The 16,332-nt window shown below is 69.3% G+C and carries 19 protein-coding genes and 1 riboswitch; of the genes, 11 read left to right on the top strand and 8 right to left on the bottom strand.

Annotation, left to right across the window (positions count from 1 at the left end; translation table 11 throughout):
* Position 1: 1 nt before the first annotated feature.
* Positions 2–682, top strand: a complete 681-nt coding sequence (locus tag U1T56_RS15220) for a Vgb family protein (protein ID WP_418160339.1) — start codon at positions 2–4, stop codon at positions 680–682.
* 207 nt (positions 683–889) lie between these two features.
* Here the strand turns inward: U1T56_RS15220 and U1T56_RS15215 are convergent, their stop codons facing one another.
* Positions 890–1,237 carry a hypothetical protein gene (locus U1T56_RS15215; RefSeq protein WP_418160338.1) on the bottom strand — a complete coding sequence of 116 codons (348 nt, stop codon included), beginning with the start codon at positions 1,235–1,237 and terminating at the stop codon, positions 890–892.
* Between the two features lie 123 nt (positions 1,238–1,360).
* Here U1T56_RS15215 and U1T56_RS15210 point away from each other — a divergent pair, with 123 nt between their 5' ends.
* The 9 genes from U1T56_RS15210 to U1T56_RS15170 all read left to right on the top strand — a co-directional run bounded on the left by U1T56_RS15210 (position 1,361) and on the right by U1T56_RS15170 (position 9,597).
* The gene (locus U1T56_RS15210; RefSeq protein ID WP_418160337.1) at positions 1,361–1,807 is read left to right on the top strand and encodes an RrF2 family transcriptional regulator; all 447 of its coding nucleotides are present in this window, start codon (positions 1,361–1,363) and stop codon (positions 1,805–1,807) included.
* Positions 1,808–1,882: 75 nt separating this feature from the next.
* Complete coding sequence (locus U1T56_RS15205) at positions 1,883–2,896, top strand: sulfate ABC transporter substrate-binding protein (RefSeq protein ID WP_418160336.1); 1,014 nt, start codon at positions 1,883–1,885, stop codon at positions 2,894–2,896.
* A 2-nt stretch (positions 2,897–2,898) separates the two neighbouring features.
* On the top strand, positions 2,899–3,744 hold the full coding sequence (cysT, locus tag U1T56_RS15200) for a sulfate ABC transporter permease subunit CysT (protein ID WP_418160335.1): 846 nt from the start codon (positions 2,899–2,901) through the stop codon (positions 3,742–3,744).
* Between the two features lie 13 nt (positions 3,745–3,757).
* Positions 3,758–4,621, top strand: a complete 864-nt coding sequence (cysW, locus tag U1T56_RS15195; RefSeq protein ID WP_418160334.1) for a sulfate ABC transporter permease subunit CysW — start codon at positions 3,758–3,760, stop codon at positions 4,619–4,621.
* Between the two features lie 22 nt (positions 4,622–4,643).
* Positions 4,644–5,711: a sulfate/molybdate ABC transporter ATP-binding protein gene (locus U1T56_RS15190; protein ID WP_418160333.1), complete on the top strand. Its 1,068-nt coding sequence runs from the start codon at positions 4,644–4,646 to the stop codon at positions 5,709–5,711.
* 46 nt (positions 5,712–5,757) lie between these two features.
* The gene (locus U1T56_RS15185; RefSeq protein WP_418160332.1) at positions 5,758–7,155 is read left to right on the top strand and encodes an FAD/NAD(P)-binding protein; all 1,398 of its coding nucleotides are present in this window, start codon (positions 5,758–5,760) and stop codon (positions 7,153–7,155) included.
* A gap of 74 nt (positions 7,156–7,229) precedes the next feature.
* A riboswitch (cobalamin riboswitch) is annotated at positions 7,230–7,453 on the top strand.
* Positions 7,454–7,491: 38 nt separating this feature from the next.
* A complete protein-coding gene (locus U1T56_RS15180; RefSeq protein ID WP_418160331.1) occupies positions 7,492–8,652 on the top strand; it encodes a YncE family protein in 1,161 nt (386 codons plus the stop codon).
* Between the two features lie 201 nt (positions 8,653–8,853).
* A complete protein-coding gene (locus U1T56_RS15175; protein WP_418160330.1) occupies positions 8,854–9,357 on the top strand; it encodes a copper chaperone PCu(A)C in 504 nt (167 codons plus the stop codon).
* A gap of 33 nt (positions 9,358–9,390) precedes the next feature.
* Complete coding sequence (locus U1T56_RS15170; protein WP_418160329.1) at positions 9,391–9,597, top strand: hypothetical protein; 207 nt, start codon at positions 9,391–9,393, stop codon at positions 9,595–9,597.
* A gap of 95 nt (positions 9,598–9,692) precedes the next feature.
* Here U1T56_RS15170 and U1T56_RS15165 read toward each other — a convergent pair whose 3' ends face one another.
* The 7 genes from U1T56_RS15165 to U1T56_RS15135 are packed head-to-tail and all read right to left on the bottom strand — an operon-like array spanning position 9,693 to position 15,792.
* Positions 9,693–11,702, bottom strand: coding sequence for an ASKHA domain-containing protein (locus U1T56_RS15165; RefSeq protein ID WP_418160328.1), 2,010 nt, complete (start codon positions 11,700–11,702; stop codon positions 9,693–9,695).
* Complete coding sequence (locus U1T56_RS15160; protein ID WP_418160327.1) at positions 11,702–12,631, bottom strand: methyltetrahydrofolate cobalamin methyltransferase; 930 nt, start codon at positions 12,629–12,631, stop codon at positions 11,702–11,704. Before U1T56_RS15160 ends, U1T56_RS15165 begins: the two co-directional genes overlap by 1 nt.
* Positions 12,628–13,656 carry a methylenetetrahydrofolate reductase gene (locus U1T56_RS15155; RefSeq protein ID WP_418160326.1) on the bottom strand — a complete coding sequence of 343 codons (1,029 nt, stop codon included), beginning with the start codon at positions 13,654–13,656 and terminating at the stop codon, positions 12,628–12,630. The genes U1T56_RS15160 and U1T56_RS15155 overlap by 4 nt, the downstream gene beginning before the upstream one ends.
* Positions 13,653–14,114: a methylenetetrahydrofolate reductase C-terminal domain-containing protein gene (locus U1T56_RS15150; RefSeq protein ID WP_418160325.1), complete on the bottom strand. Its 462-nt coding sequence runs from the start codon at positions 14,112–14,114 to the stop codon at positions 13,653–13,655. Before U1T56_RS15150 ends, U1T56_RS15155 begins: the two co-directional genes overlap by 4 nt.
* Positions 14,115–14,135: 21 nt before the next feature.
* On the bottom strand, positions 14,136–14,438 hold the full coding sequence (locus U1T56_RS15145; protein WP_418160324.1) for a virulence factor: 303 nt from the start codon (positions 14,436–14,438) through the stop codon (positions 14,136–14,138).
* Positions 14,439–14,452: 14 nt separating this feature from the next.
* Positions 14,453–15,079, bottom strand: a complete 627-nt coding sequence (locus U1T56_RS15140) for a DUF1638 domain-containing protein (RefSeq protein WP_418160323.1) — start codon at positions 15,077–15,079, stop codon at positions 14,453–14,455.
* A complete protein-coding gene (locus tag U1T56_RS15135) occupies positions 15,079–15,792 on the bottom strand; it encodes a corrinoid protein (RefSeq protein WP_418160322.1) in 714 nt (237 codons plus the stop codon). The genes U1T56_RS15140 and U1T56_RS15135 overlap by 1 nt, the downstream gene beginning before the upstream one ends.
* 194 nt (positions 15,793–15,986) lie before the next feature.
* Here U1T56_RS15135 and U1T56_RS15130 point away from each other — a divergent pair, with 194 nt between their 5' ends.
* Positions 15,987–16,319: a hypothetical protein gene (locus U1T56_RS15130; protein ID WP_418160321.1), complete on the top strand. Its 333-nt coding sequence runs from the start codon at positions 15,987–15,989 to the stop codon at positions 16,317–16,319.
* Positions 16,320–16,332: the final 13 nt, after the last annotated feature.

Genomic DNA, 16,332 nt, shown 5'->3' with positions numbered 1-16,332 from the left:
CATGACCGGATCCGTGGCCGAGATCATCCGCGAGTATGGACCCTTCCCGGGCGTCGACGCCGTGCACGGGGTCACGTACGACGGCCGGCACGTCTGGTTTGCGGCCGGAGACAGGCTGAACGCCTTCGATCCGGTGAGCGGGAAGACGCTGCGCTCGATCGCTGTCGCCGCCCGTGCCGGAACGGCCTTCGACGGCCGGTACCTGTTCCAGATCGCCGAGGATCGCATCCAGAAGATCGATCCAAAGACCGGCCGTGTGTTCGCCACGATTCCGGCACCCGGCGGTGCCTCGGGGCTCGCGTGGGCCGAAGGGACGCTCTGGGTGGGGCAGTATCGGGACCGGAAGATCCATCAGGTCGATCCCCGAACAGGGGCGATTCTCCGCACCATCGAGTCCAACCGCTTCGTCACCGGGGTTACCTGGATCGACGGCGATCTCTGGCACGGCACCTGGGAAGGTGACGCGAGCGAGCTGAGGCGGGTCGATCCGCGAACGGGCGAGGTCCTGGAAAGGCTCGAGATGCCGCCTGGAGCAGGCGTGTCGGGGCTCGAGTCCGACGGCGGCGATCGGTTCTTCTGCGGCGGCGGAAGCAGCGGGAAGGTGAGGGCCGTCCGCCGGCCCGGACGAGGTGCCGCGGCCGCCAGCGGCCCCGAGATCCCCACCCTCTCCACGAGCAGGTGATCGAAGCAGTCCTCGCGGGCGAGGTTCGCCGAAGCCTGGCGAAGAGCCGGGGCGACGAGGAGCGCCACCACCGAACGGCCGTGCTGCAGCCACACCCCGGCGCCAGGGGCATGCGGAAAGAGCCGGACACTGTCGACCGCGGCTTCGGGCACCGCCTCTCGGGCGGACCCGCCCGGATCTTCTCGAACGGGCACCAAGGCCGGCGGGTCACAGCCGGCAGCGTGCCGTGACGTCGAGCTGTGGCAGGGTGCCCGGGCGGAGCGCGTCGAGTAGCTGGCGCGTCGCCGCCTGATCGATGCAGCGCACCGTGACGACAAGCGGCGGCTCGCCCATGAGGGTCAGTTCGAGCGTGTGCTCGAAACCCTTCTCCTTCCTGGCGCGTGCCAGCACGAGGCGGTCGCGGTCGATCTGGAGGAAGGCCGTGCCCGGCTGGTCGGGCTGGAGTGTTTGCTGCAGCAGCAGCATGTCGGCGGCCCGGACCGGCGATGGCGCGGCCAGCGTGGCCGCGGCCACGACCGCGGCGAGGGGACGGGGGAGGGGGGCGGAACCACTCATCGATCCTGGCCTTCCCGGACAGGGCCTGCTCCTCCTTCTACGCATCCCGGCCGCTTCGGGCCAGATGCGGCTTGACAGGGAAGAGATGCTCTTTAATGTCTATCGAAGATATAGAGATTTAGGATGCTGTCGCAGAAAGCCAAGTACGCGCTCCGCGCGCTGATGATGCTCGCGGAGGCCGCACCCGAGGAGCTGGTGTTGGTGCAGGAGATCGCCGAACGCCAGAACGTGCCCAAGAAGTTCCTCGAGCTGATTCTGCTCGAGCTGAAGCGGCACGGCTTCGTCTTCAGCCAGCGCGGGCGCGGCGGCGGCTACTGCCTCGCCCGTCCGGCCGACACCATCACCTTCGGGCAGGTCATCCGGGCGATGGACGGACCGCTGGCGCCTCTGCCCTGCGCCAGCGTCACCGGCTATCGCCGCTGTGCCGACTGCGCCGACGAGCGCACCTGCACCATCCGCAAGGTGATGCGGCGCGTGCGCGACGCCATGGCGGACATCCTCGACAAGACCACGCTCGCCGATGTGCGCGGCGGCCGGGTCGACGAGGACCTGCTGGCGACGGTGGCCTGAGGCTGCCGTCAGGGCGAATTGTCTAGTAAATAGATAGAAAATATCAATGTTGATCGATCCGAGGAGGGAGAGAGGATGATCCGGTTCCATCGGCGCGCGATCCTCGCCGCCACCGCTATGGCGGCTCTGCTCCGCGCCCTGCCGGCAGCGGCGGCGACGACGCTGCTCAACGTCTCGTACGACCCGACGCGCGAGTTCTACCAGGAGTTCAACAAGGCGTTCGCTGCCTACTGGCAGAAGGAGAGCGGGGAGAGCGTCACCGTGCGCATGTCGCACGGCGGCTCGGGCAAGCAGGCGCGGGCCGTGATCGACGGGCTCGCGGCCGACGTGGTGACGCTGGCGCTCGCGGCCGACATCGACGCCATCGCCGAGAGAACCCAGAAGCTGCCCAAGGACTGGCAGGACCGGCTGCCGCACCGGAGCGTCCCCTACAGCTCGACCATCGTGTTCGTCGTCAGGAAGGGCAATCCCAAGGGCATCCACGACTGGGCCGACCTCGTGCGGCCCGACGTCAAGGTGATCACCCCCAACCCCAAGACTTCGGGCGGGGCGCGCTGGAACTACCTCGCCGCCTATGGCTGGGCACTCGACCAGAACGGCGGCGAGGCCAAGGCGAGACAGTACCTCGCGAGCCTCTATCGCAACGTCCCGGTGCTCGACACGGGTGCGCGCGGCTCGACCACGACCTTCGCCCAGCGGGGCCTGGGCGACGTACTGCTCTCCTGGGAGAACGAGGCCTTTTTGGTGCTCGAGGAGTTCGGCGCCGACCGGTTCGAGATCGTGGTGCCGAGCGAGAGCATCCGGGCCGAGCCGCCGGTGGCCGTCATCGACGGCAACGTCGAGGCCAAGGGGACGCGCAAGGTCGCCGAGGCCTATGTACGCTATCTCTACGCGCCGGAAGGCCAGAAGCTCGCCGCCCGGCACTTCTACCGGCCGAGCGAGCCGCAATACGCAGAGCCCGAGGATCTGGCCCGCTTCCCGAAGCTCGATCTGTTCGGCATCGAGCGTTTCGGCGGCTGGACCAAGGTGCAGGCCGAGCACTTCGCCGACGGCGGCGTGTTCGACCAGATCTACCGGTCGAGCCAGTGACCATGGCAGCCATCCCGGCAGGCCGCTTTCGCGAGCCCAGCGTCGTCCCGGGCTTCGGCATGGCGCTCGGCCTGACGCTCACCTATCTCGGCCTGATCGTGCTGGTTCCGCTCGCCGGCATGATCCTGAAGACGGCCGCCCTCGGCTGGGTCGATTTCTGGCGGATCGCGAGCGATCCCAGGACACTCGCGGCCCTGCGCCTCAGCTTCGGCGCTGCGATCCTGGCGGCCGGCATCAACCTCGTCATGGGCACGCTCGTGGCCTGGGTGCTGGTGCGCTACGACTTCCCGCTGAAGCGCGTCCTGGACGCGATCGTGGACCTGCCCTTCGCCCTGCCCACGGCTGTGGCCGGTATCGCGCTCACCTCGCTCTACGCCCCCAATGGCTGGATCGGGCAGTATCTCGACCCGCTCGGGATCAAGGTCGCGTTCACGCCCTTGGGTGTCATCGTAGCGCTGGTTTTTGTCGGCCTGCCCTTCGTCGTGCGGACGGTGCAGCCCGTGATCCAGGACCTCGAGCTCGACGTCGAGGAGGCGGCCGCGACGCTGGGTGCTACCCGCCTGCAGACCCTCCTGCGCGTCGTCCTGCCGGCACTCGGTCCCGCCATGCTGACCGGCGTGGCGCTGGCCTTCGCGCGCGCCGTCGGCGAGTACGGCTCGGTGATCTTCATCGCCGGCAACCTGCCTTACGTCTCCGAGATAGCACCCCTCCTCATCGTCATCCGGCTCGAGGAGTTCGACTACGCGGGTGCCAACGCCATCGGCAGCATCATGCTCGCGGTCAGCTTCGCGATGCTCCTCGTCATCAACCTGCTGCAGGCCTGGTCGCGCCGGCGCATGGCGGCCTGAAGCGAGAACCGACATGGCTACAGCGCTCACCGTCTCCTGGCGCCGGCCGACGAGCGAGGCCCGTCCGGCCCGGCTCCTCCTGATCGCCGTCGTGATCGTGTGGCTCGGCCTGTTCCTGGTCCTGCCGCTCGCATCCGTGTTCGTGGAGGCGCTGCGCCAGGGTGTCGGCGCCTATCTCGCCGCGGTGGTCGAGCCCGATGCCCTGGCGGCGATCCGGCTCACGCTTCTCGTCGCCGCGATCGCGGTGCCCGCGAATCTCGTCTTCGGCTTATGCGCCGCCTGGGCGATCGCCAAGTTCGAGTTCAGGGGCAAGAGTCTCCTGATCACGCTGATCGACCTGCCCTTCTCGGTGAGCCCGGTGATCTCGGGCCTGATCTACATGCTCCTGTTCGGGGCGCAAGGCTGGCTCGGCCCCTGGCTCGAGGCGCACGGCATCGCGATCGCCTTCGCCGTCCCCGGCATCGTGCTCGCGACCATCTTCGTGACCTTCCCGTTCGTCGCCCGCGAGCTGATCCCGCTCATGACCGAGCAGGGCACGGAGGACGAGGAGGCGGCGCTCTCCTTGGGCGCCTCCGGCTGGCAGACCTTCTGGCGGGTGACCCTGCCCAACGTGAAGTGGGGCCTGCTCTACGGCGTGCTCTTGTGCAACGCCCGCGCCATGGGCGAGTTCGGCGCGGTCTCGGTGGTCTCGGGCCACATCCGCGGCCTGACCAACACCATGCCGCTGCACGTCGAGATCCTCTACAACGAGTACGATTTCGTCGGTGCGTTCGCCGTGGCCTCGCTCTTAGCACTCCTGGCACTGGTGACGCTCGTCCTGAAGTCCGCCCTGGAATGGCGCTACGGTGCGGAGATCGCCGCCGCCCGCCGCCACTGAGCTTCCCCTGGAGACCGTTCCCATGAGCATCGAGGTCGAGAATCTGGTGAAGCGCTTCGACGGCTTCACGGCCCTGGACGGGGTCTCGCTCGAGATCCGCGAGGGCGAGCTCGTGGCGTTGCTGGGTCCTTCCGGCTCGGGCAAGACGACGCTCTTGCGCATCATCGCCGGGCTCGAGTTTCCGGACACAGGTGCCATCCTGATGGACGGGATCGATGCCAGCACCCGGCACGTGGGTGCGAGGAACGTCGGCTTCGTCTTCCAGCATTATGCCCTGTTCCGCCACATGACCGTGTTCGAGAACGTGGCGTTCGGCCTGCGGGTCAAGCCGCGCCGGCTCCGCCCGGCCGAGGCCGAGATCCGGGCACGGGTCGACCGCCTGCTCGATCTGGTCCAGCTCGAGGGCATGGCGAAGCGTTACCCGTCGCAGCTCTCGGGCGGGCAGCGCCAGCGCGTGGCGCTCGCCAGGGCGCTCGCGATCGAGCCGCGCGTGCTCCTGCTCGACGAGCCGTTCGGTGCGCTGGATGCCAAGGTCAGGAAGGACCTGCGGCGTTGGCTGCGGCGGCTGCACGACGAGATGGGGCTGACCTCGGTGTTCGTGACCCACGACCAGGAGGAGGCCCTGGAGCTCGCCGACCGGGTGGTGGTGATGAGCCAGGGCCGGATCGAGCAGGTGGGGACACCCGAAGAGATCTACGACCGGCCGGCGACGCCGTTCGTCTACGAGTTCCTGGGCCACGTGAACCGGCTGCCGTGCACGGTGGCGCGCGGGCGCGCGCGGGTCTGGCACCAGGAGTTCGGGCTCGAGGAGACGGCACCGGTCGAGCAGATCGGGCGCGGGCTGGCCTATGTGCGGCCCGAGGACATCGAGATCGCGGTCCGTGCCCCCGGCGAGGAGGGGACGCGCGCCCGCGTGCTGCATCTGAGCCTCTTGGGCCCGATCGTGCGGGTCGAGCTCGCGGTGCCGGGGCTCGCCGACCCCGTCGAGGCCGAGATACCGCGCGCCCGGCAGCGCGAGCTCGACCTGCGCGTCGGTCAGGAGGTGCTGGTGCGCGCCCGCGCGGCCAAGGTCTTCACCGAAGCCGCCTGACCGGGCGCTGCGACGCCCGCGACCACAACGATCGAGGAGGCAAGGGATGCACCCTGACGGATGCCGCATCGCGGTGATCGGGGCAGGCTTCAGTGGCGTCATGACCGCCATCCACCTGCTCTGGCGCTGCAAGCCCGGCGAGCGGGTCTACCTCGTCGAGCGCTCGGGCCGGGTCGGGCCCGGCCTCGCCTACAGCACCGGCCACCAGCGCCATCTCGTCAATGTCCGGGCGGAGAACATGAGCGCCTTCGCCGACGAGCCCGGCCATTTCGCCCATTGGCTCGACCGGCTCGAGCCGGCCGGGCACGCCGACGCCGGCGAGCGGACCATCGCCGGCACGTTCGTGCGGCGCTCCATCTACGGGCGCTACATCCAAGACCTCCTGCGCGAGGCGATCGCGCGTCAGGACGGCGCCGACAATCTCTATCTCGTGGCCGATCAGGCGACGGCGCTGCGCCCGGCCGGCAGCCGCCTGCAGCTCGAGACCGCGAGCGGACGCTGCTACCCGATCGATGCGGCGGTGCTCGCGACCGGCAACTACGCGCCCGTCCGTCCGGCCCTGCCGGGCTACGTCGCCGATCCCTGGAGCGAGGCGGCGACCGCCCCGCTCGAGCCGGGCCTACCCGTGGTCCTGCTGGGCACGGCCCTCACCATGGCCGATGTCTGCCTCACCCTCGTCGACAAAGGCTTCGCCGGCCCGATCCACGCCATCTCGCGGCGCGGGCTGCTGCCGCAGGCGCACGCGCCGTCGAGCCCATGGCCCGATCTCCGGCTCTGCGCCGACGATCGCCGTTCGCTCCTGACCCTGTTCCGAGCGGTCCGCCGCGAGGTGCGTCGGGCGGCCGGGCAGAGCGTGGGCTGGCGGGCCGTGGTCGATGCGCTCCGGCCGCACGTGCAGACGCTCTGGGCCGAGATGACGACTGCCGATCAGGCGCGCTTCCTGCGCCACGTTCGCCCCTATTGGGACGTGCACCGGCACCGCATGGCTCCGCCCGTGGCGGCCACGCTCGCCATGCTGCGCGCGGCCGCCATGCTCGAGGTCCATGCCGGCAGGATCACCTCGATCGCTCCGGCGGGCGATGTCCTGCGCGTGCGCTGGCGGCCGCGTGGCGAGGTCGGCGAGCAGCAGCTTCTGGCCCAGCGGGTGATCGACTGCACGGGGCTCGCGGGCGACTACACCAGAATCGACGATCCCCTGGTCCAGCAGCTCCTGGCCGACGGGCTGGTGCGGCCGGCGGCTCTGGCGCTGGGCCTCGACTGCACGACCTACGGTGCGATGATCGATGCCCGCGGCGAGCCTTCGCGGCAGTTGTTCGGCGTAGGCCCGGTCACGCGCGGTGCTCTGTTCGAGATCACCGCCGTGCCGGAGATCCGAGCCCAGGCCGAGCAGGTCGCGGCCAACGTGCTGACGCTGGCACGGAGCCGGTTCGCGGCGGCGGCCTGAAGCGCCGAGCCTCGGTCGACGAGGGCGTCGCCGTTCGCGATGTTCGGGGCGGCTTGACGTGATCTCCCACATCGCGGACGTTGCCGGCCGACGGTTCCTCGTGCCGAGGATGAAAAGGGAATCCGGTCCAACCACGAGGCCCTACGAGCCGGGCCGATGGCGAAGCCGGAGCTGCCCCCGCAACTGTAGGCGGGAAGTCGAGGCCAATCCCCGATGCCACTGGGTCGGCTCGACCCGGGAAGGCCGGCCAAGACGACGACCCGCGAGCCAGGAGACCTGCCGTCGCCCACAGCTAACCGATGGGACGGGGTGTCCCGTATCAGGGGGAAATCCAAGATGCAGCGTCGTCTCGCTCTGGCGCTGGCCGCATGCTCGGCCCTAGCGTCCGCCGTGGTCGGCGGCGGCGGAGCCGCCGCGGCCGATCTCGACCATCTCGTGTTCGTGCCGAACAAGGATTCGGCCGATGTGGCGCTGATCGACACCCGGACCGATGAAGTGGTGACGAAGGTGGCGGTCGGCACGACGCCGCACCAGGTCGCGGTCTCGAAGGTGCTCAACCTGCTCGTCGCTACAAATTCGGGCTCGGACACGATCAGCGTCGTCGACCTCGACCGCCCCGGACAGGCGACGACCATCGCGCTCGGGCACGTGCCCGAGCACATGGAGCTCGATCCCTCGGGCCGGCTGCTCGCCGTCGCCAACATCGAGGCGGGCTCGGTCTCGCTGGTCGATCTCGAGCGCCGGCTGGAGACGGCGCGGATCGAAGGCTTCCACGCCCCGCACAACCTGACCTTCGCCGCGAACGGCAAGCTGCTCTACGTCGCGAACCTCGGGGCCGACACGGTGAGCGTGGTCGACGTCGCGACCGCTCGGATCGTGAACGAGATCGGGCTCGCCGAGCCGCGGCAGGTCGCGAGCACCACCGCAGACGTCGACTTCCAGGGCGTGGTCAACGTGACCCCGACCCCGGACGGCCGTCTCGGCTTTGCCGCCTACGGCAGCGGCGACGGGCTCGCGGTGATCGATCTCGAGACGCAGGACGTCGTGAAGCGCCTCACGCTCGGCTCGACTCCCTGGCGTGCCTACGCCACCGGCGACGGCCGGCGCATGATCGTCCCCAACAACGGTGACGCCACGGTCTCGATCGTCGACACGGCGACGCTCGCCGAGGTGGCGCGGGTCGCGGGTGCTGCCGAGATGACCGGCGTCAACACCGGCTGGTTCGAGACGACCGCCTTCGTGCTCAGCCGTGGCGAGCGCAAGGCCGTCATCCTCGACCTCGAGCGGAACGACCGCGCCGGCGAGATCGCCCTGCCGGGCACGCCCGAGACCGGTGTCACCACGCCCGACGGCACGAAGCTCTACGTTGCGCTCAGCGATGCCGATGCCGTCGCCGTGATCGACACGCGCGCGCGTCGCCTGCTCAAGGTGATCGACGGCGTCGGCCACGGGCCATGGGGTGCTCACATGATGGGAGCGGCCAACTACTGCCATTGAGGTGCATCGCCGCCGGGCTGCTTCTTGATGCCGCAGGGTTGATGTTCATCAGAGGTTTCACAACCAAAAATGGTTAGAAAGGTGGCAGGCTGCGGCGGCCTGCCCACCTGCCGACCTGGGCTGCGGCCGATAAGGTGGCTTCTGGCCACCCGGGCCCATGACGGGCGAGCCTGCGCCAAAACGGCACGAAGGAAGAAGCTGATGATACGAAAGCCCTGGCTTGGCGGACTTTTGCTGGCTCTCTTGGTGACGGCACCGGTTCGGGCCGAGAGCTACCGTCTGGGCGATCTCGAGATCCGGGACGCCTGGGCTCGTGCATCGGCCCCGATGCAGAAGAACGGTGCCGCCTACCTCACCATCGTCAATCACGGCGGCCAGTCCGACCGGCTAGTGGCGGTCGAGGGCGACGTGGCCGGGGCGGCCGAGCTCCACGCCAGCACCGTCGACGCGCAGGGCGTCGCGACGATGCACCCGGTCGACGGCATCGAGGTGCCGGCCGGCGGAGAAGTCGTGCTGCGGCCCGGCGAGCTGCACATCATGCTGATGGACCTGCGCCGGCCCCTGGCGAAGGGCGCTTCCTTTCCGCTGCAGGTTCGTTTCGAGAGGGCCGGGACGGTTGCCGTCCAGATCGAGGTTCGGGCCGCACGCGACATGCCCGCCGGCGGACATGGCGCGGATGGGGCGCAGGGTCACAAGGCCCACTGAAGCAGGACCGGTCCGTAGCACCGGACGACCCACGTGGCCCCCTACCGCGGTCGGCAACTGCTGCTGGCGCTGGGCCCACTGCTCCTGCTGGGCCTGGTCGCCGTCTGCCTGGCGCTGTGGCTGGCACCGCGCGATCCCGAGCCGGCCACCGGCATGGCGATCACCACCGTACCGCTCCGGCTGGTCGACGGCCCTGGTGACCAGGCGAGGAAAGAACCCGCTTCGACCGCCTGGCGCTGATCCGCTGCGGCCGCATCCGGCTCATGGGCAGGATGCGGACGGACGCCCGCGGCAGCGGCGCCGGCGTCGTCCTTCGATGCCGGGCGATGTCGGGCTCAGCCGCCGGCACGGCGCCGGCGACGACCCTCGCCGGCTGCGCCACCCGTCACTTCCTTGGGAGCCGGCAAGGGCACCACGGCGGCGAGGTTGGGATAGGGAGCGGTCTTGTGCGGGATCGCCATCGCCGCCACGAAATGCTCCTGGAAGCGTGGCTCGATCGCGGTCTCGATCTTCTCGATCCGCTCCACCACGTCCTCGATCTCGGCGCGGGCCTTGCGGTTGAGAAGGGCGATCCTGGCGCCCGTGCCGGCGGCATTGCCGGCCGAGCTCACCTTCTCCAGCGGGCAGTCCGGGATCATGCCGAGCACCATGGCATGGACCGGATCGATGTGGCTGCCGAAGGCGCCGGCCAGCGTCACGCGGTCGACCTTGTCGATGCCGAGCTTGTCCATGAGCAGGCGCGCTCCGGCGTAGAGGGCCGCTTTGGCGAGCTGGATGGCGCGGATGTCGTTCTGGCCGATGACGATCTCGGGCTCGCCCGCGTGCAGGAGATAGCTGAACGTCCGGCCTTCCGCGCGGATGCGCGGGGTACGGGCGACGAGGTTGCCGTCGATGACGCCGTCCTGGGTCAGGATGCCGGCGAGGTACATCTCGGCGATGACCTCGATGATGCCGGAGCCGCAGATGCCGGTGACCCCGGTCTTGCGCGTGGCTGCCGCGAAGCCCGGCTCGTCCGACCAGAGATCGCAGCCGATCACCTTGAAGCGCGGCTCGAGCGTCTCCCTGTCGATCCGCACCCGCTCGATCGCACCCGGTGCGGCGCGCTGGCCGTGGCCGATCTGCGCTCCCTCGAAGGCGGGGCCGGTCGGCGAGGAGCAGGCGAGGAGCCGGTCCTTGTTGCCGAGCACGATCTCGGCGTTGGTGCCGACGTCGACGACGAGCGTGATCTCGTCGTTGAGATAAGGTGTCTCGGACAGCACCACACCCGCGCAGTCGGCGCCGACATGGCCGGCGATGCAGGGCAGCACGTAGACGCGCGCACCCGGATTGACCGCCGCAAGGTCGAGCTCGCGCGCCAGGATCTCGATGGCGCTGTCGGTCGCGAGCGCGAACGGAGCGCCGCCCAGCTCGACGGGGTCGATGCCGAGCAGGAGGTGGTGCATGATCGGGTTGCCGACCAGCACGAGCTCGAGCACGTCGTGCGGGTCGATCTTGGCCTCGGCGCAGAGCTCGGCGGCGAGTGCGTCGAGGGCGCCGCGGACGGCGGCGGTCATCTCGGCGTCGCCGCCCGGATTCATCATCGAGTACGACACCCGCGACATCAGATCCTCGCCGAAGCGGATCTGCGGGTTCATCATGCCCGAGGAGGCCAGCACCTCGCCCGTGCCCATGTCGCACAAATGCGCCGCGATCGTGGTCGAGCCGATGTCGATGGCGATGCCGTAGAGCCGGTCGTGGAAGCCGGGCCAGGTCGCGACGATGCGGCTCTCCTTGTGGACGGCGACCGTGAGCCGCCAGCCGCCCGCTCGCAGATGCTTCTGCAGCATCTGCAGGGGCTCGAGATCGATCGTGAGCCCCTTCAGCCCCCACTGGCGCTCGAGCGCCTCCTGCACCCGCTCGAAGTCGCCGCGCTGCCGGTGCATGTCCGGCTCCTCGACCTCGATGTAATGCAGGCGGGTGAGGGTATCGAGCTCGATCGCCCGCACCTCGGCGCGCTTCCTGACGACCTGCCGGTGGACCTGGCTCTCGGGCGGCACGTCGACGACGACGTCGCCCTGCACCGTCGCCTGGCAGGAGAGGCGCCGGCCGGACGCCAGCCCCTTCTTGCCGCGATAGCGCTCCTCGGTGGCCGAGAATGCGCTGACGTGCGCGGCCGTGCTGGTGATGCCGTGCTTCGCGAAGCTGCCCTCACCGATCGTCACCTGGCAGCGGCCGCAGATCGCCCGCCCGCCGCACACGCTGTCGATGTCGACGCCGAGCTGCCGGGCAGCCTGGAGCAAGGGCGTGCCGAGCGGGAACCGGCCACGCTTGCCGGAAGGGGTGAAGACGACGAGGGCATCCTGCATCAGGCGGTGGCCTCGCGCCGACGCCGCCGCTCGCCCCGCTCGGCGCGCGCACCGGCAGCGGCCGCCGCGGCCGAGCCCTCGGGGGCCGGCTCGCGGAAGCGGGTGAGCCAGCGGCGGCAGTGCTCGTCCTTGCCCAGCATCACGTCGGCCCCCATGACCGCCTGCATCTCCTCGAGATGCAGGGGGTTCATGATCGCCGAGGTCATGCCGGCGAGGCAGGCCATGGAGAGGAAGGCGGCGTTGAGCCCGTGCCGGTTTGGCAGGCCGAAGCTGACGTTGGAGGCGCCGCAGGTCGTGTTGACCTTGAGCTCCTCGCGCAGGCGCCGGATCAGCCGGAAGGCGGCCGTGCCGGCGTTGCCGAGCGCACCGATCGGCATGACGAGCGGATCGACCACGATGTCGCAGGGCTTGATGCCGTGATCCTGGGCGCGGTGGACGATCTTCTTCGCCACCTCGAAGCGCACGTCCGGGTCTTCCGAGATCCCGGTCTCGTCGTTCGAGATCGCGACCACGGCACAGTCGTACTTCTTGATGAGCGGCAGCACGGACTCGAGCCGCTCCTCCTCGCCCGTCACCGAGTTCACGAGCGGACGGCCCTTGTAGACGGCAAGGCCGGCCTCGAGCGCCGCCACGATCGAGCTGTCGATCGAGAGCGGAACGTCGGTCAGGGACTGAACGAGCTGGATGGTCTTCGCCAGGATCGCGGGCTCGTCGGCCAAGGGGATGCCGGCGTTGACGTCCAGCATGTGCGCCCCGGCCTCGACCTGGGCGATCGTATCCTTCTCGACCGTCGAGAAGTCGCCGGCCGCCATTTCGGCCGCGAGCTTCTTCCTGCCCGTCGGGTTGATCCGCTCGCCGATGATGCAGAATGGCCTCTCGAAGCCGATGACGACCGTCTTCGTCGCCGAGCTCACCACGGTCTCGGTCACGTCGCAGCACTCCCTTCATGCAGTCGCGCGCGCACGCGCCCGCTCCGTCCTTCCAACACCCCCGAGGCCTTGATGATCTCGGAGACGTACTCCTCCTGGCGGTAGGCCATGACGTGCACGCCGTGCACGCCCTTGATCTCCCGCACCCGCTGGATCAGCTCGATGCACAGGCGCTTGCCCTCGGCCTTCTGGTCCTTGGGAGCGCCTGCCTTCTCGATCCGCTCGATCACCTCGTCCGGGATGTGGACCCCGGGCACGGCGGAGCGCATCCAGCGCGCGGTCTTGGCGGAGGCGAGCGGGCCCACGCCCACGAGAATGAAGCACTTCTCGTGCAGGCCCATATCGCGCACGCGCGCCATGAACCGCTCGAGAAGCGGCACGTCGTAGCAGTACTGGGTCTGGACGAACTGGGCGCCCGCCGCGACCTTCTTCGCGAAGTGGATCGGCCGGTAGTCGTAGGGTGGTGCAAACGGGTTGACGGCGGCACCCAGGAACACCTGCGGCGGCGAGGTCAGCTTTCTTCCCGAGAGGAACCTGCCCTCGTCGCGCATGGTGCGGATCGTCTTCAGGAGCGAGATGCTGTCGAGGTCGAAGACCGGCTTCGCCTCGGGCTGGTCGCCGCACTGCACCCCGTCGCCGGTGAGGCAGAGGATGTTCTGTACCCCCATGGCCGCCGCACCCAGGACATCGCCCTGGATCGCGATCCGGTTCTTGTCGCGACAGGCGATCTGCATCACGGGCGCGTAGCCGGCGCGCGTGAGCAGCGCGCAGATGCCGACGCTCGACATGTGGACGTGGGCGCCGGACGCATCGACGGCGTTGATCGCGTCGCAGACCTCGGAGAGCACGACGGCCCGATCGAAGACGTCGCGCGGGTCGGCCGAATCGGGCGGGTTGAGCTCGGAGGTGACGGCGAAGCGGCCGGCGCGCAGCACGCGCTCGAGCCGGCCGCGCGAGGAATGGCCCGGGAGCGGCGGCAACGGGTCGCCGGGATCGACGAGGCGGCGGTCGTCTTGAGCGATCATGCGGCCTCGCCGGTCTTCTCGTGCTCGCGCACGATCCTGAGCCAGGCCGAGCTACCGCGCTTGCGGTTGTCCACCGGCGGCTGGAGCACCGTGATCCGGTCGCCCCCTTCCATGCGGCGCGAGCCCTCCCAGGCCTGCACCCAGACACAGCGCATCTCGGGCTTGACCTCGCAGTGGCCGTTGGGGCGGACTCCGCCGCAGGGGCCGTTGCGCATCTGCTTCGGGCAGTTCATCGGGCACGACATGCCGGTCGAGCTCAGGATGCACTGGCCGCACATCTGGCAGTCGAACAGGAAGCCCTTGACGTTGCGCTCGACCACGGCGACCGGCTTCTCCAGCCGGTCGTAGCCGATTTTGCGTAAAATGGGGCCGGCGGCGACGTAGGCCCACTCGAAATGCTGGTAGAACCACTCCCAGAAACGGGCATGGCGCACCGACCAGAGGCGGACGGCATACATGGCGGGAAGCTCCGATCCGGCTCAGGTTCGAGCGTTGCCGCCGTTGGCGACGAGCTCGCGCAAGCGTTCTTGCGTGTATTCGGCCTCGAGCGCTTCGGCCGCAGCGGCGGCTTCGGCCTCGAGATCGTCGCTGCAAGGGGCGGGCTCCGAGCGGCGCCACTGCTCGAGATAGGCGTCGGTGCCGGTGAGCCTGGCGCGCATCGCCGCCCGGTCGATCGCCTGCTCGAAACGCTCGGAGAGCTGGCGCTTGGCGGCCTTGCGGCCCGCCTTGACGATCACCTGCGCGGGAATGTCCCGCCAGTAAACGATCACCTTCTCAGCCATGGCAGGCGCCGTCCTCAGCCGGCCGACCGCACGAAGGCGGCAAGGCCGGAAAGCCCCGTGAAGCGATATTCGTAAGCGAGACCCAAACGCTCGGCCGCGGCCTCGGCCGCCGCCCGCAGCTCGGGATCCTCGGTCTGCGCCAGATAGACCAGGCGCTTGTAGTTGCCGAAATAGAGCGGCAGGAGCTCGGGATGGCGGTCGAGGCCGAGGCCTTCGATCACCAGCGTGTCGAACTGCCGGACCAGGAAGTCGGTGAGGTAGAACGTGCCGGGCTCGGCATCCGAGAGCGCGTCGAACACATCCTGCCCGGCATAGAAGGCGTAGCAGTGCGGCCCTTCGATCCGCTCCACTCCCTCCTCGGCCAGCACCCGGTCGAGCTCGCCGCCCGTGCCGCAGTCGCCGTAGAGGACGAAGATGCGCTCGAAGTCGTCGCGATGCTCGCGGATCTTGGCGCGTACGGCCTCGGGGATGTGCTGTGGCCGGTTGTGCAGGAGCGCCGAGACGCAGGTGATCCGGATCCGGTCCTGAAGCCCGCTCGCCTCGATCGCCGCCAGGGTCTCGCGCGCCAAGGCGCCGCAGGCGATCAGCAGCGTGCGCCCTGGAGGAGATCCGGCCGGCGACGAGGCGGAGGCCATCGGCATCAGATGGTCACCGCGGCGCCGCGCATGTTGTGCCGGCGGGCGACGAACTCCTTGGCCGTCTCGACCGCGACCGCCGCATCGCGGCAGTAGGCGTCCGCGCCCACCGCCTCGGCGAAGGCTTCGTTCAAGGGTGCGCCGCCGACCAGCACGATGTAGTCGTCGCGAATGCCCTTCTCCTTCATCGTGTCGATCACGACCTTCATGTAGGGCATGGTCGTGGTGAGCAGCGCCGACATGCCGAGGATGTCGGGTTTGTGCTCCTCCAGCGCCTTCAGATACTTGTCGACGTCGCAGTTGATGCCGAGATCGACCACCTCGAACCCGGCGCCCTCCATCATCATTCCGACCAGGTTCTTGCCGATGTCGTGGATGTCGCCCTTGACGGTGCCGATCACCATCTTGCCGACCGGAGGCGCCCCGGTCTCGGCGAGGAGCGGGCGCAGGATCGCCATGCCGCCCTTCATGGCGTTGGCGGCGAGGAGCACCTCGGGCACGAACAGGATGCCGTCGCGGAAATCGACGCCCACGATGGTCATGCCACCGACCAGCGCCTCGGTCAGCACCTTGTAGGGCGGCCAGCCGCGCTCGAGCAGGATCCGCGTGCCCTCCTCGACCTCCTCCTTGAGGCCGTCGTAGAGGTCGTCCTGAATTTGCTTTACCAGCTCGTCGTCGTCGAGCGAGCGCAGATCGAGCTCGCCACCGTTCTCGCTCATCGGCCACCCCTAACTTGAAAGGCCCAAAGGTCGGCCAGACTCTCCTAAGGATCGCGTGTCGCCGCAGCTTGCGCAGCCGCGACACGGACCGCGACGTTCGCGACCAGGAGTGCTGCCGGTCGTCCCTCGGCGGAAGTTGAGATGCACGCCTCGGGATGGCAAGACCGGGCGGGATGCGAGGAGAGGAGGCGGCCATGACCCTGAAGCCGATCACCGACCGTGCCGAGGTGGCGCTCGACTTTCCCGACAAGGCCTATATGGGCTCGTTCGGCCGCGCTTCGGCGTTCGAGGTCAGGACCGACGCGGAAGGGGCGATGCTGCGCCTGGTGCGGACCGGCGAGGAGAAGCGCATCGTCGAGCTGCACCTGCACTGGTATCTTCTCGCCGACATCCTGACCGAGCTCGGCCGGGTCCTCTCCGCCCAGGAGATCGCCGCTCCCCATCGTGCGGCGATCCAGGAGGCGGCGGCCGCCTTGCGCACGGCGCTGGCCGCGAGCGGCGAGGCAGGATCGGCAGCGTCGGGCTGAGCCGGCCGCCGGC

The organism is Benzoatithermus flavus, from assembly GCF_037908215.1.
GTDB lineage: Bacteria > Pseudomonadota > Alphaproteobacteria > Geminicoccales > Geminicoccaceae > Benzoatithermus > Benzoatithermus flavus.
Note: the sequence above shows the minus strand (reverse complement) of the source record. Positions and strands in the feature narration are given on the sequence as shown.

Bases quoted from the DNA above. Each gene is read 5' to 3' on its own strand.
- U1T56_RS15135 (WP_418160322.1), bottom strand. From the start codon at position 15,792: ATGAGCGAGAACGGTGGCGAGCTCGATCTGCGCTCGCTCGACGACGAC.
- cysW (WP_418160334.1), top strand. From the start codon at position 3,758: ATGGCTACAGCGCTCACCGTCTCCTGGCGCCGGCCGACGAGCGAGGCC.
- U1T56_RS15150 (WP_418160325.1), bottom strand. From the start codon at position 14,114: ATGTATGCCGTCCGCCTCTGGTCGGTGCGCCATGCCCGTTTCTGGGAG.
- U1T56_RS15210 (WP_418160337.1), top strand. From the start codon at position 1,361: ATGCTGTCGCAGAAAGCCAAGTACGCGCTCCGCGCGCTGATGATGCTC.
- U1T56_RS15165 (WP_418160328.1), bottom strand. From the start codon at position 11,702: ATGCAGGATGCCCTCGTCGTCTTCACCCCTTCCGGCAAGCGTGGCCGG.
- U1T56_RS15140 (WP_418160323.1), bottom strand. From the start codon at position 15,079: ATGCCGATGGCCTCCGCCTCGTCGCCGGCCGGATCTCCTCCAGGGCGC.
- U1T56_RS15180 (WP_418160331.1), top strand. From the start codon at position 7,492: ATGCAGCGTCGTCTCGCTCTGGCGCTGGCCGCATGCTCGGCCCTAGCG.
- U1T56_RS15175 (WP_418160330.1), top strand. From the start codon at position 8,854: ATGATACGAAAGCCCTGGCTTGGCGGACTTTTGCTGGCTCTCTTGGTG.
- U1T56_RS15185 (WP_418160332.1), top strand. From the start codon at position 5,758: ATGCACCCTGACGGATGCCGCATCGCGGTGATCGGGGCAGGCTTCAGT.
- U1T56_RS15220 (WP_418160339.1), top strand. From the start codon at position 2: ATGACCGGATCCGTGGCCGAGATCATCCGCGAGTATGGACCCTTCCCG.
- U1T56_RS15215 (WP_418160338.1), bottom strand. From the start codon at position 1,237: ATGAGTGGTTCCGCCCCCCTCCCCCGTCCCCTCGCCGCGGTCGTGGCC.
- U1T56_RS15145 (WP_418160324.1), bottom strand. From the start codon at position 14,438: ATGGCTGAGAAGGTGATCGTTTACTGGCGGGACATTCCCGCGCAGGTG.
- cysT (WP_418160335.1), top strand. From the start codon at position 2,899: ATGGCAGCCATCCCGGCAGGCCGCTTTCGCGAGCCCAGCGTCGTCCCG.
- U1T56_RS15205 (WP_418160336.1), top strand. From the start codon at position 1,883: ATGATCCGGTTCCATCGGCGCGCGATCCTCGCCGCCACCGCTATGGCG.
- U1T56_RS15155 (WP_418160326.1), bottom strand. From the start codon at position 13,656: ATGATCGCTCAAGACGACCGCCGCCTCGTCGATCCCGGCGACCCGTTG.
- U1T56_RS15190 (WP_418160333.1), top strand. From the start codon at position 4,644: ATGAGCATCGAGGTCGAGAATCTGGTGAAGCGCTTCGACGGCTTCACG.
- U1T56_RS15130 (WP_418160321.1), top strand. From the start codon at position 15,987: ATGACCCTGAAGCCGATCACCGACCGTGCCGAGGTGGCGCTCGACTTT.